This window comes from Dactylosporangium darangshiense, assembly GCF_039537565.1.
Classification (GTDB): Bacteria; Actinomycetota; Actinomycetes; order Mycobacteriales; family Micromonosporaceae; genus Dactylosporangium; species Dactylosporangium darangshiense.
Genome location: NZ_BAABAT010000001.1, coordinates 181475 through 203747, shown reverse-complemented (window position 1 = coordinate 203747; position 22273 = coordinate 181475). Strand labels below are relative to the sequence as shown.

16 protein-coding genes and 1 tRNA gene are annotated in these 22273 nt (G+C 66.1%); 5 read left to right on the top strand and 12 right to left on the bottom strand.

What is annotated here, in order from left to right:
• Positions 1 to 42: 42 nt before the first annotated feature.
• Complete coding sequence (locus ABD901_RS00850; RefSeq protein WP_345120095.1) at positions 43 to 1134, bottom strand: ABC transporter ATP-binding protein; 1092 nt, start codon at positions 1132 to 1134, stop codon at positions 43 to 45.
• 214 nt (positions 1135 to 1348) lie between these two features.
• On the opposite strand from ABD901_RS00850, the gene ABD901_RS00845 reads away from it, so the two are divergent.
• The 4 genes from ABD901_RS00845 to ABD901_RS00830 all read left to right on the top strand — a co-directional run bounded on the left by ABD901_RS00845 (position 1349) and on the right by ABD901_RS00830 (position 4171).
• Positions 1349 to 1421 (top strand) — tRNA-Thr (locus ABD901_RS00845).
• A gap of 123 nt (positions 1422 to 1544) precedes the next feature.
• A complete protein-coding gene (locus ABD901_RS00840) occupies positions 1545 to 2480 on the top strand; it encodes an HNH endonuclease (RefSeq protein ID WP_345120093.1) in 936 nt (311 codons plus the stop codon).
• Positions 2481 to 2672: 192 nt separating this feature from the next.
• On the top strand, positions 2673 to 3566 hold the full coding sequence (locus tag ABD901_RS00835; RefSeq protein WP_345120091.1) for a hypothetical protein: 894 nt from the start codon (positions 2673 to 2675) through the stop codon (positions 3564 to 3566).
• A gap of 413 nt (positions 3567 to 3979) precedes the next feature.
• Positions 3980 to 4171, top strand: a complete 192-nt coding sequence (locus tag ABD901_RS00830; RefSeq protein ID WP_380137292.1) for a hypothetical protein — start codon at positions 3980 to 3982, stop codon at positions 4169 to 4171.
• A gap of 1032 nt (positions 4172 to 5203) precedes the next feature.
• Here the strand turns inward: ABD901_RS00830 and ABD901_RS00825 are convergent.
• The 3 genes from ABD901_RS00825 to ABD901_RS00815 form a co-directional block, all read right to left on the bottom strand.
• Positions 5204 to 6412, bottom strand: a complete 1209-nt coding sequence (locus tag ABD901_RS00825) for a hypothetical protein (RefSeq protein WP_345120089.1) — start codon at positions 6410 to 6412, stop codon at positions 5204 to 5206.
• A 243-nt stretch (positions 6413 to 6655) separates the two neighbouring features.
• Positions 6656 to 7498, bottom strand: coding sequence for a ribonuclease HI (locus tag ABD901_RS00820; RefSeq protein WP_345120087.1), 843 nt, complete (start codon positions 7496 to 7498; stop codon positions 6656 to 6658).
• 323 nt (positions 7499 to 7821) lie between these two features.
• The gene (locus ABD901_RS00815) at positions 7822 to 8364 is read right to left on the bottom strand and encodes a DUF4352 domain-containing protein (protein ID WP_345120085.1); all 543 of its coding nucleotides are present in this window, start codon (positions 8362 to 8364) and stop codon (positions 7822 to 7824) included.
• Between the two features lie 310 nt (positions 8365 to 8674).
• On the opposite strand from ABD901_RS00815, the gene ABD901_RS00810 reads away from it, so the two are divergent.
• On the top strand, positions 8675 to 8899 hold the full coding sequence (locus ABD901_RS00810; RefSeq protein WP_345120083.1) for a hypothetical protein: 225 nt from the start codon (positions 8675 to 8677) through the stop codon (positions 8897 to 8899).
• 111 nt (positions 8900 to 9010) lie between these two features.
• Here ABD901_RS00810 and ABD901_RS00805 read toward each other — a convergent pair whose 3' ends face one another.
• The 8 genes from ABD901_RS00805 to ABD901_RS00770 form a co-directional block, all read right to left on the bottom strand.
• The gene (locus ABD901_RS00805) at positions 9011 to 9415 is read right to left on the bottom strand and encodes a hypothetical protein (protein WP_345120081.1); all 405 of its coding nucleotides are present in this window, start codon (positions 9413 to 9415) and stop codon (positions 9011 to 9013) included.
• Complete coding sequence (locus ABD901_RS00800; protein ID WP_345120079.1) at positions 9412 to 11856, bottom strand: AAA family ATPase; 2445 nt, start codon at positions 11854 to 11856, stop codon at positions 9412 to 9414. The genes ABD901_RS00805 and ABD901_RS00800 overlap by 4 nt, the downstream gene beginning before the upstream one ends.
• 584 nt (positions 11857 to 12440) lie before the next feature.
• On the bottom strand, positions 12441 to 13712 hold the full coding sequence (locus ABD901_RS00795) for a hypothetical protein (RefSeq protein ID WP_345120077.1): 1272 nt from the start codon (positions 13710 to 13712) through the stop codon (positions 12441 to 12443).
• A gap of 232 nt (positions 13713 to 13944) precedes the next feature.
• Positions 13945 to 14313: a DUF262 domain-containing protein gene (locus ABD901_RS00790; protein WP_345120074.1), complete on the bottom strand. Its 369-nt coding sequence runs from the start codon at positions 14311 to 14313 to the stop codon at positions 13945 to 13947.
• A gap of 79 nt (positions 14314 to 14392) precedes the next feature.
• Positions 14393 to 17473 carry a type I restriction endonuclease subunit R gene (locus ABD901_RS00785; RefSeq protein WP_345120072.1) on the bottom strand — a complete coding sequence of 1027 codons (3081 nt, stop codon included), beginning with the start codon at positions 17471 to 17473 and terminating at the stop codon, positions 14393 to 14395.
• Positions 17474 to 17643: 170 nt separating this feature from the next.
• Positions 17644 to 18846 (bottom strand): restriction endonuclease subunit S, encoded by a 1203-nt coding sequence (locus ABD901_RS00780; RefSeq protein ID WP_345120070.1) that lies wholly within the window; start codon positions 18844 to 18846, stop codon positions 17644 to 17646.
• Positions 18847 to 18877: 31 nt separating this feature from the next.
• Positions 18878 to 20506, bottom strand: coding sequence for a class I SAM-dependent DNA methyltransferase (locus ABD901_RS00775; RefSeq protein WP_345120068.1), 1629 nt, complete (start codon positions 20504 to 20506; stop codon positions 18878 to 18880).
• Entirely contained in the window at positions 20487 to 22130 is a 1644-nt protein-coding gene (locus ABD901_RS00770; protein WP_345120066.1) for a class I SAM-dependent methyltransferase, read from the bottom strand. Before ABD901_RS00770 ends, ABD901_RS00775 begins: the two co-directional genes overlap by 20 nt.
• Between the last annotated feature and the right edge of the window lie 143 nt (positions 22131 to 22273).

Sequence of the window (22273 nt, the reverse complement as noted above, 5' to 3'; positions counted from 1 at the left end):
CCCACCCGGGGCGCCGCCTTTTTTGCTCGGGTTTTGCTTGGGTCAGATCCGAAGACCGGACGCGGCGTTGAACGCGTGGTGCGTGTTGGCGTGCGGCCGGACGTACACGATCTCGGTCAGCCGCGGCGTGCGACGCGGGTCGGCGCGCACGACGAAGCGCTCGTCCTGGCCCTCGAGGGCCACGGTGCCGTGCACGTAGGCGTCGGAGCCGAGCTCCTCGACCAGGTCAACGACGATCGGGATGCCACCGTCGTTCGGCCCGACCAGGTCCGTGTCCTCGGGCCGGAACCCGACGGTGACGCGCCCGTTGGCCCCGTCCGACTGCGCGGCCGTGATCTGCTCGCGGGTCAGCGGCAGGATGACGTCGCCGAAGCGCCCACCCTGCTCGGTCAGCGGCACGGTCTTGATGTTCATGGCCGGCGACCCCATGAACCCGGCGACGAACACGTTCGCCGGCCGGTCGTACAGCGCACGCGGCGAGTCGACCTGCTGCAGCACGCCGTCGAGGAGCACGGCCACCCGGTGCCCCATCGTCATGGCCTCGACCTGGTCGTGGGTCACGTACACGGTGGTGATGCCGAGCTTGGCCTGCAGCGTCGCGATCTGCGAACGCGTCTGCACACGCAGCTTCGCGTCGAGGTTCGACAGCGGCTCATCCATGAGGAAGACCTGCGGCTCACGCACGATGGCGCGCCCCATGGCAACACGCTGACGCTGACCACCGGAGAGCGCCTTCGGCTTCCGCCCGAGGTAGTCCTCGAGCTGCAGCATCGCGGCCGCTTCCTTCACCCGACGGTCGATGTCGTGCTTCGGCGTCTTACGCAGCTTGAGCGCGAACGCCATGTTCTCGTACACCGTCATGTGCGGGTACAGCGCGTAGTTCTGGAACACCATCGCGATGTCGCGCGCCTTGGGCGGCAGGTGCGTAACGTTGCGGTCGTTGATGAGAATGTCACCGCTGTCGACATCCTCAAGCCCAGCGAGCATCCGCAGCGACGTCGACTTGCCACACCCGGACGGCCCGACGAGCACGAGGAACTCGCCGTCACCGATCTCGAGGTCAAGCTGGTCAACTGCGGGCCGCGGGGTCCCCGGGTAAATCCGGGAGGCCTTCGCGTACGTGACCGTAGCCATGGGGTAGCCACCTTCCACCGGCAGGAACGTGCCGGACGATCCGAGTAGAAGTACGCCCCGCCCAGCGGCGGTGCCGGCGCGGAGTACCGGCAACAGTAAGCGCTCCCACGCCTCATGCCAAGGGATGAGCCCGATTTAGCACTGTTTTGGGAGGTTTTGCGAGCCGTATCCGCCGAGCGCGCCTGTGGCCAGACCAGCTACGATCAGTTCTCCGGCCGACGTGGCGCAACTGGCAGCGCACCCGACTTGTAATCGGAAGGTTGGGGGTTCAAGTCCCCCCGTCGGCTCTCCCGACCAAGCCTCTGACCTGCCCGTTCGGGGTCAGGCCGTGATCTTCTGGGCTCGCCGCATGGGGCGCTGTGCGCTTCCGTGCTCGGACGAACCGGTTCCATGCGGCAAACTATCTGGTCGTGAAGGCCTATGTCGGGGTGACAGACGGCAATTGGTACCAGTTCCTCGCCGACCGGCCGCAGCTACAGGAGGTCAACTTCTGGCGGCCGGCGAGCGCTCAGGGCTTCCGCGCGCTCCAGGTCGGTGAACCGTTCTTCTTCAAGACTCACCATCCGCACAACCGCGTCGTCGGCGGCGGCTTCTTCAGCGGGTTCGCACGCTTGCCGATCTCCGAGGCGTGGGAGCTGCTTGGCGAAGGCAACGGTGCTGCCAGCGAGCAACAGATGCGCGAGGCTATCAGTCGCTACCGGAATGAGCCGATCTCGCCGCGCGACGACCCGGTCATCGGGTGCGTTTTCATTCGGGATACGCGCTTCTTCGACGCTGACCTTGTCGCCGGGCCGCCGCCGGACTTCGCTTCGAACGTCGTGCAAGGCAAGGGCTATGACCTCGCCGAGCGCGCCTATGCCGGCTACTTCGTGGACCTCTTCCACCGGCTGATCGGCACCGACGTGGAGATCGATCTCGGCGCACCGTGGCACCGCGCTGGACCCGTGTACGGCGATCCTCGGCTACAACCGCAGCGGCTCGGCCAGCAGGCGTTCAAGGGCGTCGTGCTCGACGCCTACCAGCACCGCTGCGCGATCACTGGTGCGAAGATCCGGCCGGTGCTGCAGGCGGCACACATCCTGCCGCTGCCGAAAGGCGGGGAACACCGGCTCGACAACGGCCTGCTGCTGCGCTCCGATGTGCACATCATGTTCGACCGCGGCTATCTCAGCGTCGATCCGAAGCACCGACTGCTGGTCAGCCCTCGACTGCGTGACGACTTCGGCAACGGCGAGGAGTTCTACTCCCGAAGTGGCATGCAGATCGTGCTTCCGGAGCGGAAAGCTGACCGCCCGCATCGAGAGTTCCTCGCGTGGCACGTCGACACGGTGTTCAAGACTGCTTGATGGCGCGCCGAAAGCGACTGTCATGCATGCCTCGAGGGCCGACCAGCCGCCCGTATACCAACCAGCTTCGGCCGAGTTCGGACGTTCGTTGGGCGGCGCTCCGCCGGTTGATCGATATCCCGGCTCGTAATCCGATGCGATCCAGGTGGTATCGGCATACGGTCTGTGCGGAGACGAACGAGGGATGTGTCGGTGGCTCTGCGCAAGGTCAAACCCCGGCTCTATGTGGCGACCGACCGGACGAAGGTCATCGTGGCCCGCTGGCCGCTGGACACGTCGCGGAAGTGTGCCCGGCGGGAATGGGCCGGGGTAGTGGAAGTAGATGCCAATCGCGTTGTAGCGGACCGCTTCCGGGGTGAACTGAACGCTCTCGCCGCGCGGTCGAAGCCGTTGGCCGCGTTGGCCCTGCTGAGCGCGGTCGTAGCATCGTGCATGGGCTCTTGGACTTGGGTCTTGGTGCTCTTCGTGGTCGCATTTGCGATCGCTATCGGTGGTGCGCTGCCGCCTTCCTCCGCGTCGGCGTTCGTTGATGCCAGATATGCGCGCCGGCACCCCGGCGACCACGTGTTTCTCGATGCGAGTAAGGAGGGCGGAACATTTCTCCATATTCTGCCCACAGCGGAACGCGCCGCGTCGACATGGCCGGAGCTACGGGGATTGATCGACGAGCAAGAGGTCGGCCCGCTGCTCACGGACGGGCTGTGGGACCTTGCACAGCGGCTCGAACGTCGTCAGGCGGTTCGGAAGGCGCTGGCCTCGCTTACGGTGCAGGACAAGGCTGCTCTGCCGTCCTTCAGCTCCGTATTCCGCGATCTTGTCGCGAAACAGGCTCAGGCAAGGAAGCTACTGGCTGAGCTCGACGCTGAGGTGGAGATGAAGAGTGCCCAACTTCGTGCGGCGGCTGAAGTGGGCGAGGCCTTCATCGCTGAACGACGTGTCGCTGATCGTCTGCGCGCCGTCGACGAGGTGCTGCGCGACGACGCGTCCCACGCGATTGGCGCTGGGGAACAGACTGAGCTGCTGGCCGGCCAGGTAGAGGCAGTCGTACGGGCATATCGCGAGCTCATTTACGCCAAGACCGAGTGAGGCAGCGCGAAGCCACGCCCGGCACTGATGAGATGCGGTAACTCCGAGGCGAGGCAGGGCACTTACTGTTGCGGGGGCGTAACAAGGGGCGTGAATCGGGCAGACTGTCGCCAGTGAGTCAACGAGTCGCCCAGGCGAAAGGCGAGGTAAGGACCCGTGGATGACAGTCCGGCCCAAATCGGTCGCTTTGCGGTGGCTCGGCGACTCGGTGCTGGCGGCATGGGAGAAGTCTTTCTCGCGTATTCTCCGGCGGGCTCGCCGGTGGCGGTCAAGGTCATCCGCGGCGACCGCCTCGACGCGAGCACGAGAGCCCGTTTCGAGCGCGAGGCGCTCATCGCCCGCACGGTGATTGGGACCAACCGGGTCGCCCGCTTCTTGGACGCTGATCCCTACGCCGAACGTCCTGGCTGGCGATGGAGTACGTGCCCGGCCGCACGCTCCTGCAGCACGTCGATGAGCACGGCACTCTGCCGTTGCATCGGTGGGTGGTCGAGCAGACCGTGGCACTGCTGCACTGGTTCCGTCGGCTGCGGGTGCGGTGGGAAGTCCGCGACGACATGCACGAAGCGTTCATGAGCCTGGCCTGCGCGATCATCTGCTACTGACGACTCGTAGCTTGATCATTCTGTTAGGAGTTCTTAGTGCTGCTGCGCGAGGCTTATCTGCTGGGAGGTCGAGACCGGGGCATGCTGCGGGCCGAGCTAGGTGAGCCACGCACGGGCTATGACCCGGCGTCCACGACGCTGGGGCGAGCGGCGCCGGGCGAAGGTTCGCGGAGTTACGCACGATCGGGCCGCTGACCACGTTGCTCGGGTTGGGCGCGTGAGCAAGCGGATGGCGCCGGCGTGGCGCCGAGACGTGACGGCGGGGCTGATCGACCGGCGGCTGGTCCGCGCCAGCGGTGGGCATCCGAGCGTTGACGAGCGTGTGGCGGAGGCGATCCGGGCGGTGCACGCCGAGACCGGGCACCGGTCCCGGATCTCCATGACGACGCGGGACCGGGCTGATCCGCCAGTACGTCGCGGAACGGTTCGGCTTGGAGGTGCCGGTGCCGCATCACGCGACGTTGCGGCAGGTTTGGGTGGGTTCGGGCCACGCCCGTCAGTGAGCAGCCGCAGACTGCGTGGAACGCGCGCCCGCCGATGTGGTGCTCGTCGTGCGCCGCAAGGCGGCGGTCGATGTCCGCTAGCCCCGCTCTGACGCGGTCTTGGTGTCGCTTCAACGTCCGCAGGTCGATGGCGTCGGCGAAGTGCACGGCGAGCAGCTTGTCGCTCTCCGCTTCCAGCCGTGCCCGGGTTCGAGGTCAGGTCGGCCAGCTCTTGGTCGCGTCCGACGGATCGCTTGTCGAACGCCGCGTCCACTCTCGCGGCGAGGTCGCGGTAGTCGGCTTCACTGATCGTGAGCGAGACGTAGGAGTCTTCGACCAGCCGCTCGGTCAGATGCACCGGCACCGCCCGCCGTGTGCAGGGGCTCTTCTTGGCGGCCCTCCCGGTCCGACCCGCCAGCCGCGTCCGTCGATTCCATACAGACTATTCGGGCTTCTCTATTGAAAGACGTGTTGCACCTGAGATGAGGCGGTTTAGAGACGCAGGGACTCAACTAGTGGCTGGGAAGCCCGCACGGCTGATGACCCACGCTCATTCACCGCTCTTCGTCGCCTTCTTCGCCACCACGACCGACGCGGCCGTCAGGCCCACCCCGAATGCTCCTACGAGCGCTATGCGCCCCGCCTCCGCGCCCGCGTTCTTCAACTGCCTCGGATCGCGAGCGGCGTCCCACCATCGGGTCGCCTTCAATGAATCTCGACCGGACTCGATTCCGAGTGGGCCGTGGAAGTCATCGACGGCGATGCCGACATGGTTGATAGAGTCCACCACAGCCCGGGACGTGGTGGCGTGCAGCAGCACGTTCGAGTTGGCGGTACCAGCAGCCGCATCCATGCGGTCCATCAGGTACTTGGTCTTCCGTAAGATGAGTTCCCGCCGGTCCTGCCGGGCAACGCTCAGCGCGAGGCGATGCCCGTTCAGATCAGCCGGAGATGCGTCCAGCACCCGGTCGAGTTCCAGGACTGCAATCTCATCCTGTAGTTGGAAGCAACGAGCCAGAACAGCGAGCCACACCCCAACCTCGCGCTCTATTTTCTTGGCCGTCTTGGCGAGATCACCGACCTTGGTCTTGCTCTCCATTTTCTCCGCGAGTGCGTCGAGTTGACGCAACGCGTACGCCTGGGTGTCTGCGATCGTCACGGACGTGGCCTGCACCTTCGACCACGCGACCTCGGAGACCCGGCCCACATGCTCCCGGATGGTCATGGCCTCCTTGATGGCGGAGGCGACCCCGTCCATCTTCGCCAGCACGGCGTCCCTCTGCGCGCGGCGTACGTCGTCGAGCTTCTCGTCGATCGTGGTGAGAAGCTCGGTGATCTCGTTCATCTCATGCTGCCTCGCGAACTGCGCCATGATCCCCGCGGCACCAGAAAGAAGCGCCGGGTTGGTTACAAGCGATCCTGGCCCGTTCTCGATCTGGAGCCACTTACTAATCGAGCCCGGTTTCCCCAACATCGCATGGCTGACGCCTCGCGTCTTGGTCTTCATCAGCCCGAACTCATTGACAAGCTGCGCGGACTCCTTGGTCAGCTTCACGTACCGACCTGAGTTGGCGGCAATCTCGGAGGCTGCCTGTATGACTCCAGCCCCGGCGCCGAGGACAGATCCGAGCCTGTCCAATCCGAGCTCCTTCGACAATGACAGCAGTCCCACCGAGTCGAGGAAGCGCTCGACAGCCGTCGGGTTCCCGATGACCGCCAGGCCATCGCCGTCACTGATCAGCTCAATCTCGTCGTCCATCGTCGGCTCCTGAAGTGTCGGGAGGGAAAGCCCCGCGAGGTATGGACTGATTATCTCTTGTGCCGTGCGTTCCGTAGCGCCGGGAGCCGCCGAGTCGGGTGACGCACTAACCCTCGCGGGACGGGGTTCCGGCGCCGACCAGCGTGCCCTTCGCCGAACAGGCGGCTGAGCCGACGCTCGCCGATGCATATCCGGCTGGATGAAATCCACGACCCGGCGTCCGAATTTTCGATCGCCGCGGGCTCAGGCCGCGACCTTGATGGCGTGCCAGTCGCGGAGGAACGCGTCGACGAGGTCCCGCGCCCGACTATGCAGGTCGAACTGCTCGAGCAGCCGGCGGCGGGCCATAGATGATAGGGCATCGGCGGCTTCGTTGAGTGGATGACCCGTATGTCCCTTGACGTGTTGGAACGTCACACCGGGCAGGCGCGTCACCTGGGCGGCGAGGCGGACGAGTGTTGGCGGGGCGCCGGTCGTGCGTGGGCGAAGGTCGTATCCGGCCGGCATCGCGGAGGTGTCCCCTCGCTGCCACCGACGCAGGTAGGACAGCGCGGTGGTGTTGTCCACGAGGACGGTGAGATGATTCGGCGGCGTGGTGAATCCGGACAGCAGGTACTCGACGGCACGCAGTTCGTTGATCAGCACGCGTGACGGGCCGGTGGGGTCAGTATGGTCGCTGCCCCGGCCGCGGAGGCCGAAGCGCCCGTCGCTGATGACGTAGGCGATTCCTCCGTTCCTGGCTTTCCAGCTCGCATCGGTCGCGGCCGTCAGGTCGGTGGTTGCGTGTGACCACTGGGCGATCACGCCGCGACCGGGGCCTGCATCGTCGTGGCGTCCGCTTGCCCGGCAGCCATCAGCTGGACCCTTGTCGTGTTCCTGAGCGAGTTGCTCCGCGGCGTCGAGTTGCAGCGCCGCCGAGGTGAGTTCGTCATAGCGTGCGGCGATCAGTGCGAGGTGGACCGCGTCGTTGATCTGCCGGCATGGCTGGCAACGGTTGAGCCTCAGGTACGGCTGGAGGCTTTCCGCGCGCTGGCGGAGGACGACAGGCAGTAGGTGCAGTTCGTTCAGGAACTCGTCCGGTCGCATTGGGTCTCCTGTGAGCACGGGCGGGTAAGGAGCGATGAGCTTGCCTCGGGGGCGGACTGGCAGCACCGCGATAACCGGACCGATCCTCGGCGGATGCGCGCTTGGATGGCCTCCTCGATGAAGCACCCATGTGCTCTGGGAGGACGCCCGTCCAGCGTGCGGGGGCGCGGTGAACGAGACAGAGCACGGAGGTGCCTGTCCCGCAGGCCTGCTGACCACACGCTACGCAAACCTTGAGCGCTGGTCCTCGCCGTGATGAAGACCAGGAGGAGGCGGTGATCGCACTGACAGTGCGATCACCGGTAGCGCGGCTCAGCGGTGGTTCACAGGGCCCAGTACGCGGCCGGCTTGTCGTAGTCGAGGCCGATGCCATCGATCTGGATGCGGCCGCCGGCAATGGCCGCCTGCGGCACATCGAAGACAATCTTTCCAGCGACCTTCTGACCGGCGGACAGGTCCGTAGCGTGCAGCGCCGGCTTGAACCCGGAGGCGAACGCACCCTCCGAGACAGTGCCGTCCTTGGCGACGAACTTGAAGTTGAACGGGTTGGCGTCGTACGTGCCCTCCTTGCAGACCACCGTCACGTCGAGCGCCAGGAACACACCGTGCTCGGGCTTGCTCCCGTAGTCGCCCGGCTCCTTGGTGCTCTGCTGGGCGTTCGTCACAGTCACGTCAACGACCGTCTTGTCACCGAGCCCATCGCGGGTGAGGGTGACGGTCTGGCCGACCTTTGCAACGGCCGTGCTCTCCTGCGGGGCCGCCGCCTCGACCGACTTGCCGTCGCCGCCAGTCACGGACGAGCCCGTGTTACCGGAGCCGGCGCCGCAGGCCAGCGAGAAGACGGTGAGAGCTGCCAGGCCCGCCAAATGGATCTTCCGCATCTACGTGCTCGCTTTCGCTCAGGGGTTTGCCGCCGGTCCGCCAGCGACGTGATCCATCACAGCGAGAACTGGTGCAGGCAACGACTTCTTGCCTTGATAAGACTGCTTGTCAGCTTTGAGGCAGCGAGATTTGATAACTCCATTTATCACGGCGACAGTTGGCACGGCCTTGTGCTCAGGTGACTGCATGGGGGCGTGAGGGAAGGACACGCCGTCGACGGTGACGCTGGCGAAGATGCGGAAAGTTTGCCCAGGCACAGCGGCACAGCGTCGGACGCAAGGTGGTGGCCTGGCCATGTTCGCCGACGAGCCGAAGAGCGAAGCTAACACCCAGGTCCGAATCGGACTCGCGTTGACGGTACTGCGTCACGTGTATGCGCAGCCGCTACCGACCGAAGCAGCCCTCACGACGCTGGCCGACGCAACTGAGACCCAAGCCGCCGAGCTCGCGGTTCCATTCCCGGCGACATGCGGGCACCTGACCATGGCACATCCCGGCTGGGCGACATCAAGCGGCTGACCGAGCCAGCTCGGAGCGGCGGACGCGGCCGAGGCGATTATCACGTAGCCGGCATCGATTGCCGTGCGGCCTCCACCCGACCGTTGCCTATGTCAACTCGTCGACCGCCTGTCATGTCGTACTCCTCTGTTCGGACGGGCCGGTCGCGGTCGCCAGGGTCGACACTAGCGAGGCGACCTCCTGGGTGAGGGCGGCCAGTTGGCCCGCCGACGGCGCCAGGTCGAAACAGTGGTGGTGCCCAGCACGCGACAGCTCGGTCCAGGCGCACCGCACGCGTCGAGCCGTGACGGCGCCGACGTACCGGCGCAGCAACAGAAACTGGGCACGCCGGGAGCGGCAGCCCTCCACAGGCGGGTTGGCTTGTCGCCAGTACTCGTCGATCGCGCACTCCAGAGCGATCCGCAGCAGCCACGCACAGCCGCGCGCGCTGCCACCCATGGCGGGCCCGGCGGCGCGTGACGAGCCGCCCAGCAGCCGGTCGCTGGCATCGAGGTATGTGAGCGGGTCCGGGTTCACGTCGCCACCTCCTTTAGCAGTCGCCGGGTGTCGCTGATCATCCGGGTGAGATCGCCGCGGTACCGGCCGTGCGTGCCCTCTTTGACCGAGCGCACAACATCGGCAGCCCATGGGCCGAGCTGACGGTTCAGCCGTGCGAAGACCTCGCTGCCACGGTCCGGGTCGTCGAAGAGCGCCAGGGCAAGCAGACGCATCGGGCCGTGTCCGTCGAGAAGCCGCTCGACGTCGGCGTGCGGTTGGCCACGACCGATCCGGCGGCGACGAACCAGGTCCTGGCAGCGGGCCTCGACCGCCGAGCGGCACAGCCCCGCCACCACCGGGCCGCGGACCTGCTCGGTCAGATCATCGGTGCGGGCCATGGCCCACGCGTCATCGAGGTGCCGAGCGACCGGGTCCGTGGAAGGCTCCACCGTGACGACGGAGCCGTTGCGCCGGTGGACCTCCCAGATGGTCGCGTCGATGTCGAGGCGGCGGACCGCCTCCGGCAGGCGGTTGTCGTGGGTGAAGACGACGACCTGACGGTCGGCGGCCAGTTCATCCAATACCTGGGCCAGACCATCCACCTTGGACGGGTCCATGCTCTGGACGGGGTCGTCGATGACGACGAACCGGAACGGGCTTTCCTCGCCGCACGCTCGGGGCAGGAACACAGCCATGGCCAGGGCCTGCAGCTCACCCTGGCTCATCACGGCGAGCGCCGCCGCGCCCTCAGCGCCGTCGACGCTGACATCGAACTGCACCCGTCGTTGCGTAACGGTCCCCGAGCCAGCGAGGCGGATCGCGTCGAGCGCGACGTTGCTCTGCTGGCGGAGCCGCGCCCAAATCTCTTGCGACTTGAGAGCGAACGGAGCAAGTCGCGCGTTGCACAGGTCGGTGAGATCGTCGCGCAGCCAGACCTGCGCCTGCTTGAGTTCGCGGGTCACCGACTGCTCGGCGAAGACGACCCGGGCGGCATCCAGCCAGGCCTGCAGCCGGGCCGCGGTCTGCCGCCAAGTGTCGTGGCGCTGCCGAAGCCACTCGACGGCGTCGCCCTGCGCCTCCTCCAGGGCCGCCAGCAGCGGCGGGAACGTCGTGCCGAGGTGGTCGGCCAGCAGTCCAGCATCATCCGGCACCGCTGCCCAGGCGGCCTGGGCGGCCTGGAGCCGGGTCAGGTCGAGGGCAGGTACCTCCCGGATCGGGATCGAAGTCAGCAACCGGCGGGCGGCGGCGCGCGCATCCGCCAGGCGGTCGGTCGCGGCCCGCGCTGACGCGGCCTGCTCGCGCGCCGCCGCCGCCCTTTCGGTGGCGGCGGCCCGCCACTCGGGGCCCAACGTGCCGGTCTCGCAGACCGGGCATGTGGCGTCGCCGGTCTCTGCATGGTGGGCGAGCGCCAACTGCAGCAGGCGCGCGACCCGGTCGGAGGCCTCGGCGATCACCGTGGCCTGGTCGACGGCGGCTGCGCCGGCCTGCCGCAGTTCTTCGGCAAGCCGGCCGACCGCGGCGGCGTCGGGGAGCTGCACCTGCAGCAGCCGCCGACACGCGTCTCCGTCTCCACCGGGCACATCATCGGTTGGCAAGGCCAGCACAGCGTCCACTGCATCGAGGACCGCGGCGTCCAGCTTTCGACCGGCGAGCACGGCTGCCGCCTGCTGGCATCGCTCGTCGCCGCTGGTGGCGAGTTCGGCGCAGAGCCTGGTCCGGTCGTCCCGCAGCGACTTCTCTCGTTCCATGTACTCCTTGGCCAACGCCGCGAGTCGCTTACCGGTCTCGGTGAGCGGGTCCAGGCCGAGGATGGCGCGCAGCGCGTCGTGCAGTTCGCTGGGACGGCTGGTCAGCAACCGGCCGAAATCAGCGGCGGTAAGGAACGGCCGGTAGGTGCCCAGCGGCGTGTCCCAGCCGAGCTCGGCCGGGGTCGCGGCGATCCGCCGTCCCCGGTCGACGGTGCAGACCGCTTGGTCCAAGCCTGCCCGTGGATCCGGCCAGCGGCGGGCGACCCGGATCGGGTCGGCCTGCCCGTCGGCTCGCAACGAGATCTCGATGCTGCACGGGTCCGGGGTGTGCAGGTTGCGCCAGCCTTCCCGCCAGACCGCGCCGTTGCGTTCAGCCCAGCGGATGCTGTCGCCGGTGAGCGCGAGTTCGAGCGCCTCGGCGAAGCTGGACTTGCCGCAGCCGTTGCGTCCCACAATCAGCGTGAGTCCGGATCGGGCGTCCAGGGGCAGGGTCGCTTTCGGCCCGACGCCACGGAAGCCGGCCACCGCGATCGAGGAGAGATAGAGGTGCTCGGTGCGGTTGGAGGGTTGGGGCTGGTCGAGGGTCCACTCGTCGGACGCACCGTTCGCGGCGGCGCGGAGTGCTGCTTCGCTCGTGTAAGCGGCGAGCACCAGCCGGGCGACACCCTCAGGTACGCAAGGGGCGGTAACTCGGTCAAAGAGCAGTTCGGACAGGGTCTTTTCGGTGGTCACGGGCGATCTCCGAGGGAAGCGAAGATGCCGGGCCGGCTCGGTGTTCGGCTGGCCATCGCGGACGGCCAGCCGAACTGCCGACGTGATTCGCTCGGCGCTGGTGGCGTCGCTGCGGGTCGACGGCCCGGTGAGTCGGACGCACCCGCCAGGTTCCCGGTGGTTAGCCGGGGATGGGTGGGTGCGTCGCTGCCTCCGACGTTCGCGGTAGCAGCGGAGGTCTACTCATCAGACCATCGCATCCGGGGTTGGTGGAGTTTTCGAAATGATAACCATCGTTATCGGTTGTCGTCGCCGTTCCTGCCAGCCAGGAGTTCGCCCGCTCGGACGAGCACGGGTGTCCACAGGTTCGGTGCGACAGTTCCGCGGAGGCGCGCAGCCGCTTCGTCCGCTGGCAGATCAACGAATCGCTGCGACACCGGGCTTGCGGACCGGTGCGAGTTAGCCGGTCTGGGCGTCATCCGCGTCACCACGCGGCGTCAAAGTACCGTTGTTCTGGCGGATTTCCTCGCCAGGGTGTCCACCTGACTCCTCATGGGCGGGACGCGGGGGAGCGTTGATGCACAGCCGTAGTCGCTACGGACGGGTCAGGCAGCTTTGCCGTCGGCGTCCTCGTCCACTTCCTCGAGTTCGTCCAGCTCAACCTCGAAGCTGTCCGGCCCCTCGACGTCGACGGCCCCAGTGGTGTCGGGGTTGGACAGTTCCCGGACGACGTGCTGGCCCATCGCCTCCTCGATCAGGGTCACGATCGCCGCCATCCGCTGCGTGAGGAACGCGTCGAAGTCGACCTTCCGCAGGGGCACTGCGTCGATGTGGTGGCCGGCGAGAATCGAGTCCAACTCGGCCGGCAGCAGCCCGGTGTCCTTCTCCAGCTTGGCGAGGTACAACGCCGGTGATCGCCCGCCGATCGAACGGTTGGTCTCGTAGGAGATGGGCGTCTTGTTGACGATGCTCTCCCGTCGGGTCGACGCGATGCCCGCCTTGAGGCACCACGCCTTCGGAAACACGTGATGGATGTCGATCTTGAGCGGGACGAATGTCGCTTGGCTAATCACGTTCGCGTACTTCCCGTCGCACGCCCCGTTGCGGATCATCAGGGCGTAGAGACCCTTGTACGCGGAGCTGTTGCGCGTCTTGAGTGACAACAGCCGGCTTTCGCGGAACCCGGCTCGCGCGACGGTGTCCGGGACCATCGTGCTGGTGCCGGACGCCCAGGCTGGCACCTGCTCCACGTCACGGGCGAAGCGCGTCTCCGCGGCGCCGCCGTACAGTTCCCCGAGCACCCCGCACCAGTACCACTGACGCACGCGTCGGTTGACGGTGATGACGACGATCGAGTCGCCCATGATGGCCCGCAACACCGCGAGCGGCACGAGTTGGGCGCGGTAGGGCAGGTCCCGGTCGGTGAACACCATCTCCCGCGAGAGGAAGCCCGCTGCCCATTCCAGACCCTCACGGATCTTGAGAGCCCATTTGAGATAGTCGCTCAGGTTCAGCTTGAGGATGTCCGCACGGCGGGCGCTGATCGCCGAGAGGTCGGCTGCGCCGCCGGCGTCGGCCTGTTGACGGCGTTCCAACGTGGTGAGCAGGCAGACCGCCTGCAGGAAGTCGCTGGACCGCAGGCTCCGCAGCACGAGGTGACGGTCGAGCTGGGCCTTGGTGGTCTTCCAGTCGTCGTTGAGGCGGAAGTCGTTGCCGTGCTCGGCGAAGTACGCGGCGTCGCCGGCGAAGGTCGCGGTCAGCAGTTCGAACACGTCGAGTGGCAGCCCGCCCGAGTTGACCTTCTCGAAGACCGTGCAAACGGCCTCTTTGGTCGTGTCCTTGCCGAGGACGATCGCCGGGATGAGGTACGCGCCCATCGGGTGAGAATCTCGGCGGTGAGCCGTTGCACCGCCACCATCCGGTCCGCGCCCGCAGCGGCGAACTGCAGAAGCCACTCCATGGACCGGGCCCGGTCGAACGCGATGGACAGCGGATACATGCCGGCCGCCTGCTCGTTCGCAGCCGTGCGCAGGTCCAGGTCGATGGTGCGTCCGAAGTCCGAACGCACCACTCGGTCCTCGGGCACGGAGACGATCGCCTCGTCGCGGTTCACCGGGTCACCCAGCGCCTTGCGATGTCCATGTAGTACCAGCGGGAGAGCCGCTTGCCGGGGCGTCGGTGGTCGCCACCGGCCGCCCGGAACCGAGCGCCCGGACCGAGCGCCTGGAACAGCGACGTCATACGCTGCTGCCCATCGAGCAGCAGATGCTGGGGTATGGCGGTCTCGGCGGCGGTCACACCCGCAAGCGCCTTGGGCTTGAAGCGCACCCGATCGTTGCCGGTCAGCAGCATCATCAGCACCCCCATCGGGTGGCCCAATGTCAGCGTGGACAGCAGCGAACGGATCCGGTCGTCGCCCCACTTGTACTCACGCTGGAAGTCCGGCAGTTGCAGCTTGCCCTGCCGTACCTCCTGCAAGAGGCTGTGAAGTGGTAACTGCGGAGTCTGGACTTACCTAGCTCGTCCCGTCAGTCGTCGATACATGTCCGAAGTCGAACTACGTCTGGTCTTCCACATACGTGCGGGTCTGGCGCAACACGAGCTCGACGGCCTCGGGGCTGGCGTCGGGCGGATAACCATGCAGGGCCAGCAGCCGCTTGATTCTGGTGCGGACCAGGGCCTGGGCCTGTTCACGGATCCACCAGTCGACCGGCAGGTCCTGAAGCGCTGCAACGAGACTCTTCGCGATCTGCCCAAGTACCGCGTCTCCGAGGAGGTCCTTCGCGGACTGGTTCTGCGCGACGGCAGTGTAGAAGGCGTACTCGTCCTCGGTCAGGCCCATTTCGGCGGCCTTGCCGCGGTCGGCGGACACCTCCTTGGCGAGGTCGACCAGCGCGGCGATGATTTCAGCCGCGGTCAAGGCGCCTGAGGTGTACCGCTGCATGGTCTTCAGCAGCTTCTCGGTGAAGCCTTCCTGGGCGACCACGTTGTGCGGGTGGGCCGCGCGGACCTCGCGTTCGATAGCCCGGCGCAGCGCCTCGATGGCCAGGTTCGGGCGCTGGCTCTCCCGAAGCCGGCGGATGAAGTCCTCGTCCAGATGCGACAGGTCCGGCCGCTGGATGCCCGCGGCCTCGTAGATGTCGACGACCTCATCGACCGCGATCGCGCTCGCGGTGAGCTGCCTGATGGCCAACTCGACGTCCGCGGCCGTGGCCAGGCCGCGCTCGGCGCGCTCCTCCGCACGCAGTTTGGCCAGATACAGCCGTACCGCCTCGAAGAACTCCAGGTCAGCGCGCAGTGGGCGGAGGCGTTCTTCACGCGGACAGTTGCTGAACGCGCGGGCCAGTTTGCGGGCCGCGTCGGTGTACCGCTCGGCGAGCGTCGGCCGGCCCTCCTCGAGGTCGGGTTCAGCTGCGCGCAGGTAGTCCACGACGTCGAGCGCCGCGTGATAGAAGGCACGATGGCGTCCGGAGTCACGCTTGGCCCGCCAGTTGATGCCGTGCAACTGCGTGGCGATGACCCCGTGCAGCTCGACCACGATGTCGACGGCGGCGCTGATGTCCTTGCCGATGGGCTTCTCGTCGAAGTCGGTGTTGGTGTATTCGGCCAGCGCAGTGGTGAGGCTGTCGGCGATGCCGAGGTAGTCGACCACCAGGCCACTGGGCTTCTCGCCCCAGCGCCGGTTGACCCGGGCCAGGGCCTGCATCAGCGCCGCGCCGCGCATGGGCTTGTCCAGGTACATCGTGTGCAGCGGCGGCGAGTCAAAGCCGGTCAGCCACAGCGACTGCACGATCACCAGCTCCAACGGGTCGTCGCCGTCGGTGGCGCGTTGCTGGATCTTCTTGATCGCGCCCGTCGACCGGACATGCTCGGCGATCGGCGCCTGGTCCTTCGCGGAACCGGTGTAGGCCACCTTGATCAGGCCGCTGGCGTCATCGTCGGGGTCCCTGTCCCAGTCCGGGCGCAGGGCGATGATTTCCTTGTACAGGTTCGCGGCGATCTTCCGCGAGTAACAGACGATCATTCCCTTACCCGGCCTACCGGTCAGCTTGACCATCTCGGTGCGGCGTTCTTCCCAGTGCGTGACGATGTCAGCCGCGAGCTTCGCCAGCCGGTCCTCGTGACCGACGACATCCTCGTACTGCGCGAACCTCCGCCGCAGGCGCTTGGCCTCCTCCTCGTCGAGGTCGACCGTGAGGTCCTCGGCCTCCTCGTCCAACTCGATCGGGTCGACGTCATCGGGCAGGTGGACCGGGAGGTGCCGGTTCTCGTAGTACACCCGGACGGTGGCACCATCACGGACAGCACGGGTCAGGTCGTAGATGTCGATGTAGTCACCGAAGACGGCGCGGGTGTTCGCCTCCGAACTGGAGATCGGCGTGCCGGTGAAGGCGATGAACGCTGCGTGCGGCAGCGCGTCGTGCAGATTCTTCGCGTAGCCGTCGAGGAAGTCGTAATGGCTGCGGTGCGCTTCGTCGACGACTACCAGCACGTTGCGGCGCCGGGACAACAGCGGAAAGTCCACCTGCGCTTCCCTGTCCGCCTTGGAACGGTTGAACTTCTGTAGCGTGGTGAAGATGATCCCGCCCGACGGGCGGTCAAGCATCCGCATCAGCTGTTCCTTTGTCTCCGCCTGCACCGGCGTCTCCGGCAGCAGATCGCTGGCGGCGAAGGTGAGAAACAGTTGGCTGTCCAGGTCGATCCGGTCGGTGAGCACGACGATCGTCGGGTTGCGCAGCGCCGGTTCCTTCATCACCTTGGCGGAGTAGTACGCCATCTCCATGCTCTTGCCCGAGCCCTGGGTATGCCACACCACGCCGATCTTTCCGTCGCCGCCGACCGCGGTGATCGTCTTGTCGACCGCCTTGTTCACGGCGTACATCTGGTGTGCTTTCGCCAGCCGCACGGTGTCGATGCCGCCGCCGCGTTCCCGGGAGAACGCGGTGAAGTTGGTCAGCAGGTCCAGGAACCGGCGTGGCTCGAACGCGCCGTCCAGCAGCACCTCCAACGCGCGGCCGTCAGCGACGTCGACCGGCTTGCCGTCATCGTCGACATCCCACGGCGCCATGTGCTCCCACGGCGTGAACAGCGTGCCGAACCGCGCGGTAATGCCGTCGGTGGCAACCGCGAAGACCGGCACCGCCAGCGCGGTCGCGCCGAACTCCCGCCGGTAGGTCATGAGCTGGTCATAGGCTTCACGCGTGCCGTCGGCGGCGCTGGCCTTCTTCAGCTCGAACACCGCCAACGGCAGACCGTTCACGTAAGTGACCAAGTCCAGGCGCCGCTTGTGCTTATCGTCCTTAACGGTTACCTGATTTGCCGCGATGAGATCATTCGTGTATGGGTCGACGAAGTCGATCACCCACGCGGTGTCCGTCCGGTTCTCGCCGGAGACCGGATCGGCGTAGGCGACCTTCACCCCGCGTGTGATGAGCCTGTGGATTCGGTACCGCTCGGTGAACGCGTCCGCCGAGGTGCGCTTTTCGAACTCGTTGACGACTTCGTCCAGGGCGTCGGCAGGCAACTGCGGATTGACCCGGGCGATCGACTCCCGAAGCCGGTCGTACAAGACCAAGTCCGACCACAACCGGCGAGCGCCGTCGCCCTTGCGGGTGGGCGCGAGTTCGGCGCCGGTCATCGGCACCCACCAGTCGCCGAGCTGCTCTTTGACCTCGAGCTCCCACTGAGCCTCGGACTCGTCGTGCGGAAAGATCGGATCATTTGACGGATTCATCGCCGGCTCCTCTATCGAGGCGGTGCAGGACTGGCAGGAGTCGTGAATGTGGGCGGGCAGAGATTACACCGCGTTCAGGCCGAACTGTTCTTCTCCTCGACCCGCAGCTCGCCCGAGATTAGCTGGGGGAGCAGAGTGTCCCGAAGTTCGGTGAGCGTCTGATTTTCATCTAGGGCGGCCTTGCTCCTTTCCTCAAGCCTATAAAGTTGTGAGGCCAATGCTTCGCAAGCTTCAATGACTGGGACTTGAACCGGAAGCTGCTCTAATTTCGTTCGACCCAGCTCCGTCTGGCCCGTACTGCCTTCGCCGAGTAGCTCAATCTCGGGTTGGGCTGCCAGAATTGCGTACGCACCAACCATGACAGGGATTGCGGCTGGATTGGGGCGCACAATGGTGACGTGCGAGTCGCACGTGGCGGTTATGTCATGTGTCCAAACGGCAACCCGACCGAGTGTTCCAACGCCCGTTGAATTCACGAGCATGTCGCCCTTCTGCAATATGCGGTCCAATCGCACTTTTGCAGTGACGGTTTTACGTGCCGGGCCAAGGTCAACGCGGCCGCCGCGGATGCACTTCTGGTTGATCACGGTAGTTTGCGCCGGATCCTCGGTGTAGCTTGGTGCCCCGCCTCGGAGCAGCATCGAGCTGATGGAACCAATTGTCACATTTCGCGATCCTGCCGCGCAGGCAGCGTCAAACTGGGCAATTCCTAGTGCTCGCGAGGTCGCGGCGATCCGCTCATTGACTGCGATCTTGTCGTCCAGCGTCCCCAGTGCCTCAGCGATTGCGTGTTGCTCAAGTATCGGTGGAACTAGGACAGGCAGGGACCGAATCGTGGGTAGGTTGAGTCGCTCCGCAACAGAGCCGTCCCTAAATCCGCTTATATGCCTGGCCATCAAAGGTGAATTGAGCCAGTGGCGCAGAAACCGAAAGTCAAGCGTTTCGGAATTCGGTCGAATCAACACCATTCTCTGGCCGAGGCAGACGCGGGTGCTCTGTGGGACCTCGGCTGCAATGCCGAAGTAGGTTCCTTCACGACTGTAGAGCAAATCCCCTCGAGTTGGGGTCACGCGTCTGGTTCTTTCTAGATATGTTTCATCCGAGACGCGCGCAGCTCGGTCTGTGCGGAAAACGCCGCTGACGATATCTTGAGTGCGGACAACATATGGCCCAGTGTTGGTGAGCTTGGGTGTTGAGTGCGGACAGTCGTAAACACCATCACATAGATCGTCGAGACGTGCCCACCTCCAACCGGTGGGTAGGCTATTACGGAGCATTGGGATATGTAGCGCACTAGATCCGGTTGTGCTAGTTACCATAGCCCAGTCTCTCCAGGTTCGTTTTAACAGCCTGCTCCAGCCGTCGGCCTTCCTCGAACTCGGCGTAGAGTTCCTTGGCCAGACGGGCGATCTTCTCCTCGATCGGTTCGTCATCGTTGGACTCGACCTCGGCCGCTCCCACGTACCGTCCCGGAGTAAGCACAAAATCGTGCTCACGAATCTCGTCCAGGTTCGCTGACTTGCAGAATCCGGGCATGTCGGCGTACTCGATGGTCTTGTCGGTGCCGCGCCAGGCGCGATAAGTGGCTCTGATTTTGCGGATATCGTCGTCGGTGAGCTCGCGCTCGGTGCGGTTAACCATGACGCCCATGTTGCGGGCGTCGACAAAGAGGACCTGGTTGGTACGGTCCACGAGCCGTTTCGCTCCTTGCGGACTCTTGTCACGGGCGAGGAACCACAGGCAGGCCGGGATTTGGGTGGATCGAAAGAGCTGACCAGGCAGCGCGACCATGCAGGCGACCAGGTCACCTTCGATCATGGCGCGTCGGATGTCGCCCTCGCCGGATTGCTTGCTGGCCATAGAGCCATTGGCAAGCACGATGCCGGCCCGACTTTTGGGGGCGAGCTTATGAGCCATGTGCTGAAGCCACGCGTAGTTGGCGTTGCCGACCGGCGGTACGCCGTACTCCCAACGGGGGTCCATAACCAGCCGCTCGCCGCCCCAGTCGGAGATGTTGAACGGCGGATTAGCCATGACCACGTCGGCGCGTAGGTCGGGGTGCTGGTCCTCGTGGAAGCTGTCGGCCCAGCGGGTGCTGAGGTTGGCTTCGATGCCGTGGATGGCGAGGTTCATCTTCGCCAGGCGCCAGGTGTTCTGGTTGAGCTCCTGGCCGAAGACGGAGATGTCGAAGGCGTTGCCGCCGTGGCTTTCGATGAACTTCTCGGCCTGGACGAACATGCCGCCCGAGCCGCAGGCGGGGTCGTAGACGCGCTCGCCGGGCTGGGGTTCGAGGATTTCGACGATGAGCTTGACAATGCTCTTCGGGGTGAAGTATTCGCCGCCGCGGCGGCCTTCGGCGAGCGCGAACTTCTCCAGGCAGTACTCGTAGACCTCGCCGAGCACGTCTCGGGCCTTGCGGCGGGTGCCGTCGGGGTTGAACTGGTTGAGGAAGCCGAGTTTATGGATGAGGTCGACGAGTTCGCCCAAGCGGCGCTCGTCAACGCCGCGGCCATTGAAGAGGCCCTGAGGGAGCGCGCCCTTCAGATCTGGGTTGGCGTCACCGACGGCCTTCATGGCGCTGTCGAGCAGTTGACCGATGCTGGTCTCGCCGGCGCCGGTCTTGGCGCGGTGTGCTAACGACTCCCAGCGCGCGGCCGGCGGCACCCAGAAGATGCCGCGACCGGTGTACTCGTCCCGGTCCTCCAACAGGCTGGCACGGTTGGCCTCGGGGATGCCCTCGGTCGCCAGTTCGGCTTCGATCTGGGTGCGACGTTCGTCGAAGGCATCGGAGGTGTACTTGAGGAAGATCAGGCCGAGGACGAAGTGCTTGTACTCGGCGGCGTCCATGCTGCCGCGCAGCTTGTCGGCCGCCTTCCACAGGGTGTCTTTCAGATCGGCTGATTGTGGTTCGACGTTCTTACGCTGGCGTGGTGGCACGGCTGTCGTCTCCTCGGGTGTTCGGGGTGGTGGTGCTTGGTTTCAGTCGCAGGCTCAACGCTCCGGCGGCGAGGCTAGTCGCGAGCTGCTGCCTTACCAGGTCCAATGCCGCCGCCTGTCGGCGGGCCTGCTCGGCCAGTTCCGTCAACAGCAAGGCCGTTTCGTCGAGGTGATCGTATTCGGCGGAAGTCAGCACCGGGATGTCCAACTGCTGCAGGTTGGTGCTGCGGACACGCGTGCCGGTTCGGGCTGCGTTGCGTGCCGCGCCGAGCAAGGCCGCCAGTGCGTGGGGGCCGATCCATGCTCGTTGGGGCTCATCCCGGTACACCGAAGAATGTTTGACATAGCCAGGGATGCGCAGGCCCTGGACTGGGGTGAGGAGCACGCTGCCGCCGGTCTCGTCGACCATGACCTGCAGGCGCTCGCCAGCCATGATGACCACGTCGCCAGGTTCGGTGATGGCCGCCGCGCTGTACTTGCCGAGGTTCACGACGTCGATACGGCGCTGCCCAATCGGTACCAACCCGAGTAGTTCTTCTCGGCCGAGGACCCGTTGGCCGTTGTCGCCGAGGTCGCCAGCGGGGATGCGGTGGCCGGGCAGGCGGATGAGCTGGCCACCTCGCAGGAGTTCGCCGACGGTTCGGCGACTGGTGCCGGCGGTCCGGGTCGTAACCGCGATCCGTTGCAGAACCGGCAGGCCGTCGGTGCTCGTCGCGAATGTCGAAATCGCCGACTCTCGTGCCCGGATCGTTCCCAGGAGGTAATCGTCGGGCGCTGTCGACTCGGGCGTCAGGAGGTGTGCCGGGAGCAGCGAGCGCCGGCCGACGAGGTTCGCGACTGGGAACGTGCGGCATAGTTCGGCCTCGCGGGCGCTCGTCGGCCGGCAGACCATGTCTGTGGTCCGCTGTACCCACGGTTGGTCTGACCGCGTCCGGATCGCTGCGGCGTTGCACATGACCACCTGCCGGGTGCTGTCGCCGTCGTCGGCGTTCAGCACCAGCAGCGCGAGGTCGGCGCCGGTGTTGAATGGGTGCAGGTGCCGTGGCAGTTGAATGATCGCGCGGACGCACCCGCGCCGGATCAGCTGCTCCCGGGTCCAGGTGACCGGCAGCCGGCGTGCGATGGCGGCACGGGTCAGGGTCCATTCGGGTACAACCGCGAAGCCGATGCCATCGCCGCTGAGGCACTCCACCACCCGCGCCGCCCAGGACAGTGGGTGCTCATCGCGTTGCTCATGCTCGCCCGGCTGAAACGGTGGGTCTACGAATGCGACATCGGCACCGGCGAAGTCGGTGGTCGCCTCACCGTCCGGGTGCGGCACGAGGTTGCGATGGCCGTGGCAGAACAGCCGTAGTCGCAGCACCTTCGCCATGGCCGGATCTGTTTCGGCGTAATGGATCGCTCGTGGTCCGATGGCGGCCGACAACGTCGTCAGGAGGCGGCCAGGTCCGGCCGTGAGATCTGCGATGGCGGGGTCGGACGGCTTACCAAGCAACTCCCCGGCAATGCCCGTAACCAGGTCGCAGATCTCGGGCGCGGTTTCGCCAAGCCTGCCTGACCAGCCGCGGCGGCGGGCCGTCGCCAGGATCTCCTCGGCGGCACCCGGCGCGCCGACCTCGGACACCAAGCGCTCCACATCGGCGAGAAGCGGACGAACGTCGTGGTCTCCAGCTTGTACATGGTCGAACAGTCCGGCGAGGTCGGGGTACGCGGTCTCGGTCGCTGTGCATAGGTCCGCGAGGACTCGCCGGTCGGTAGGCAGGGGCC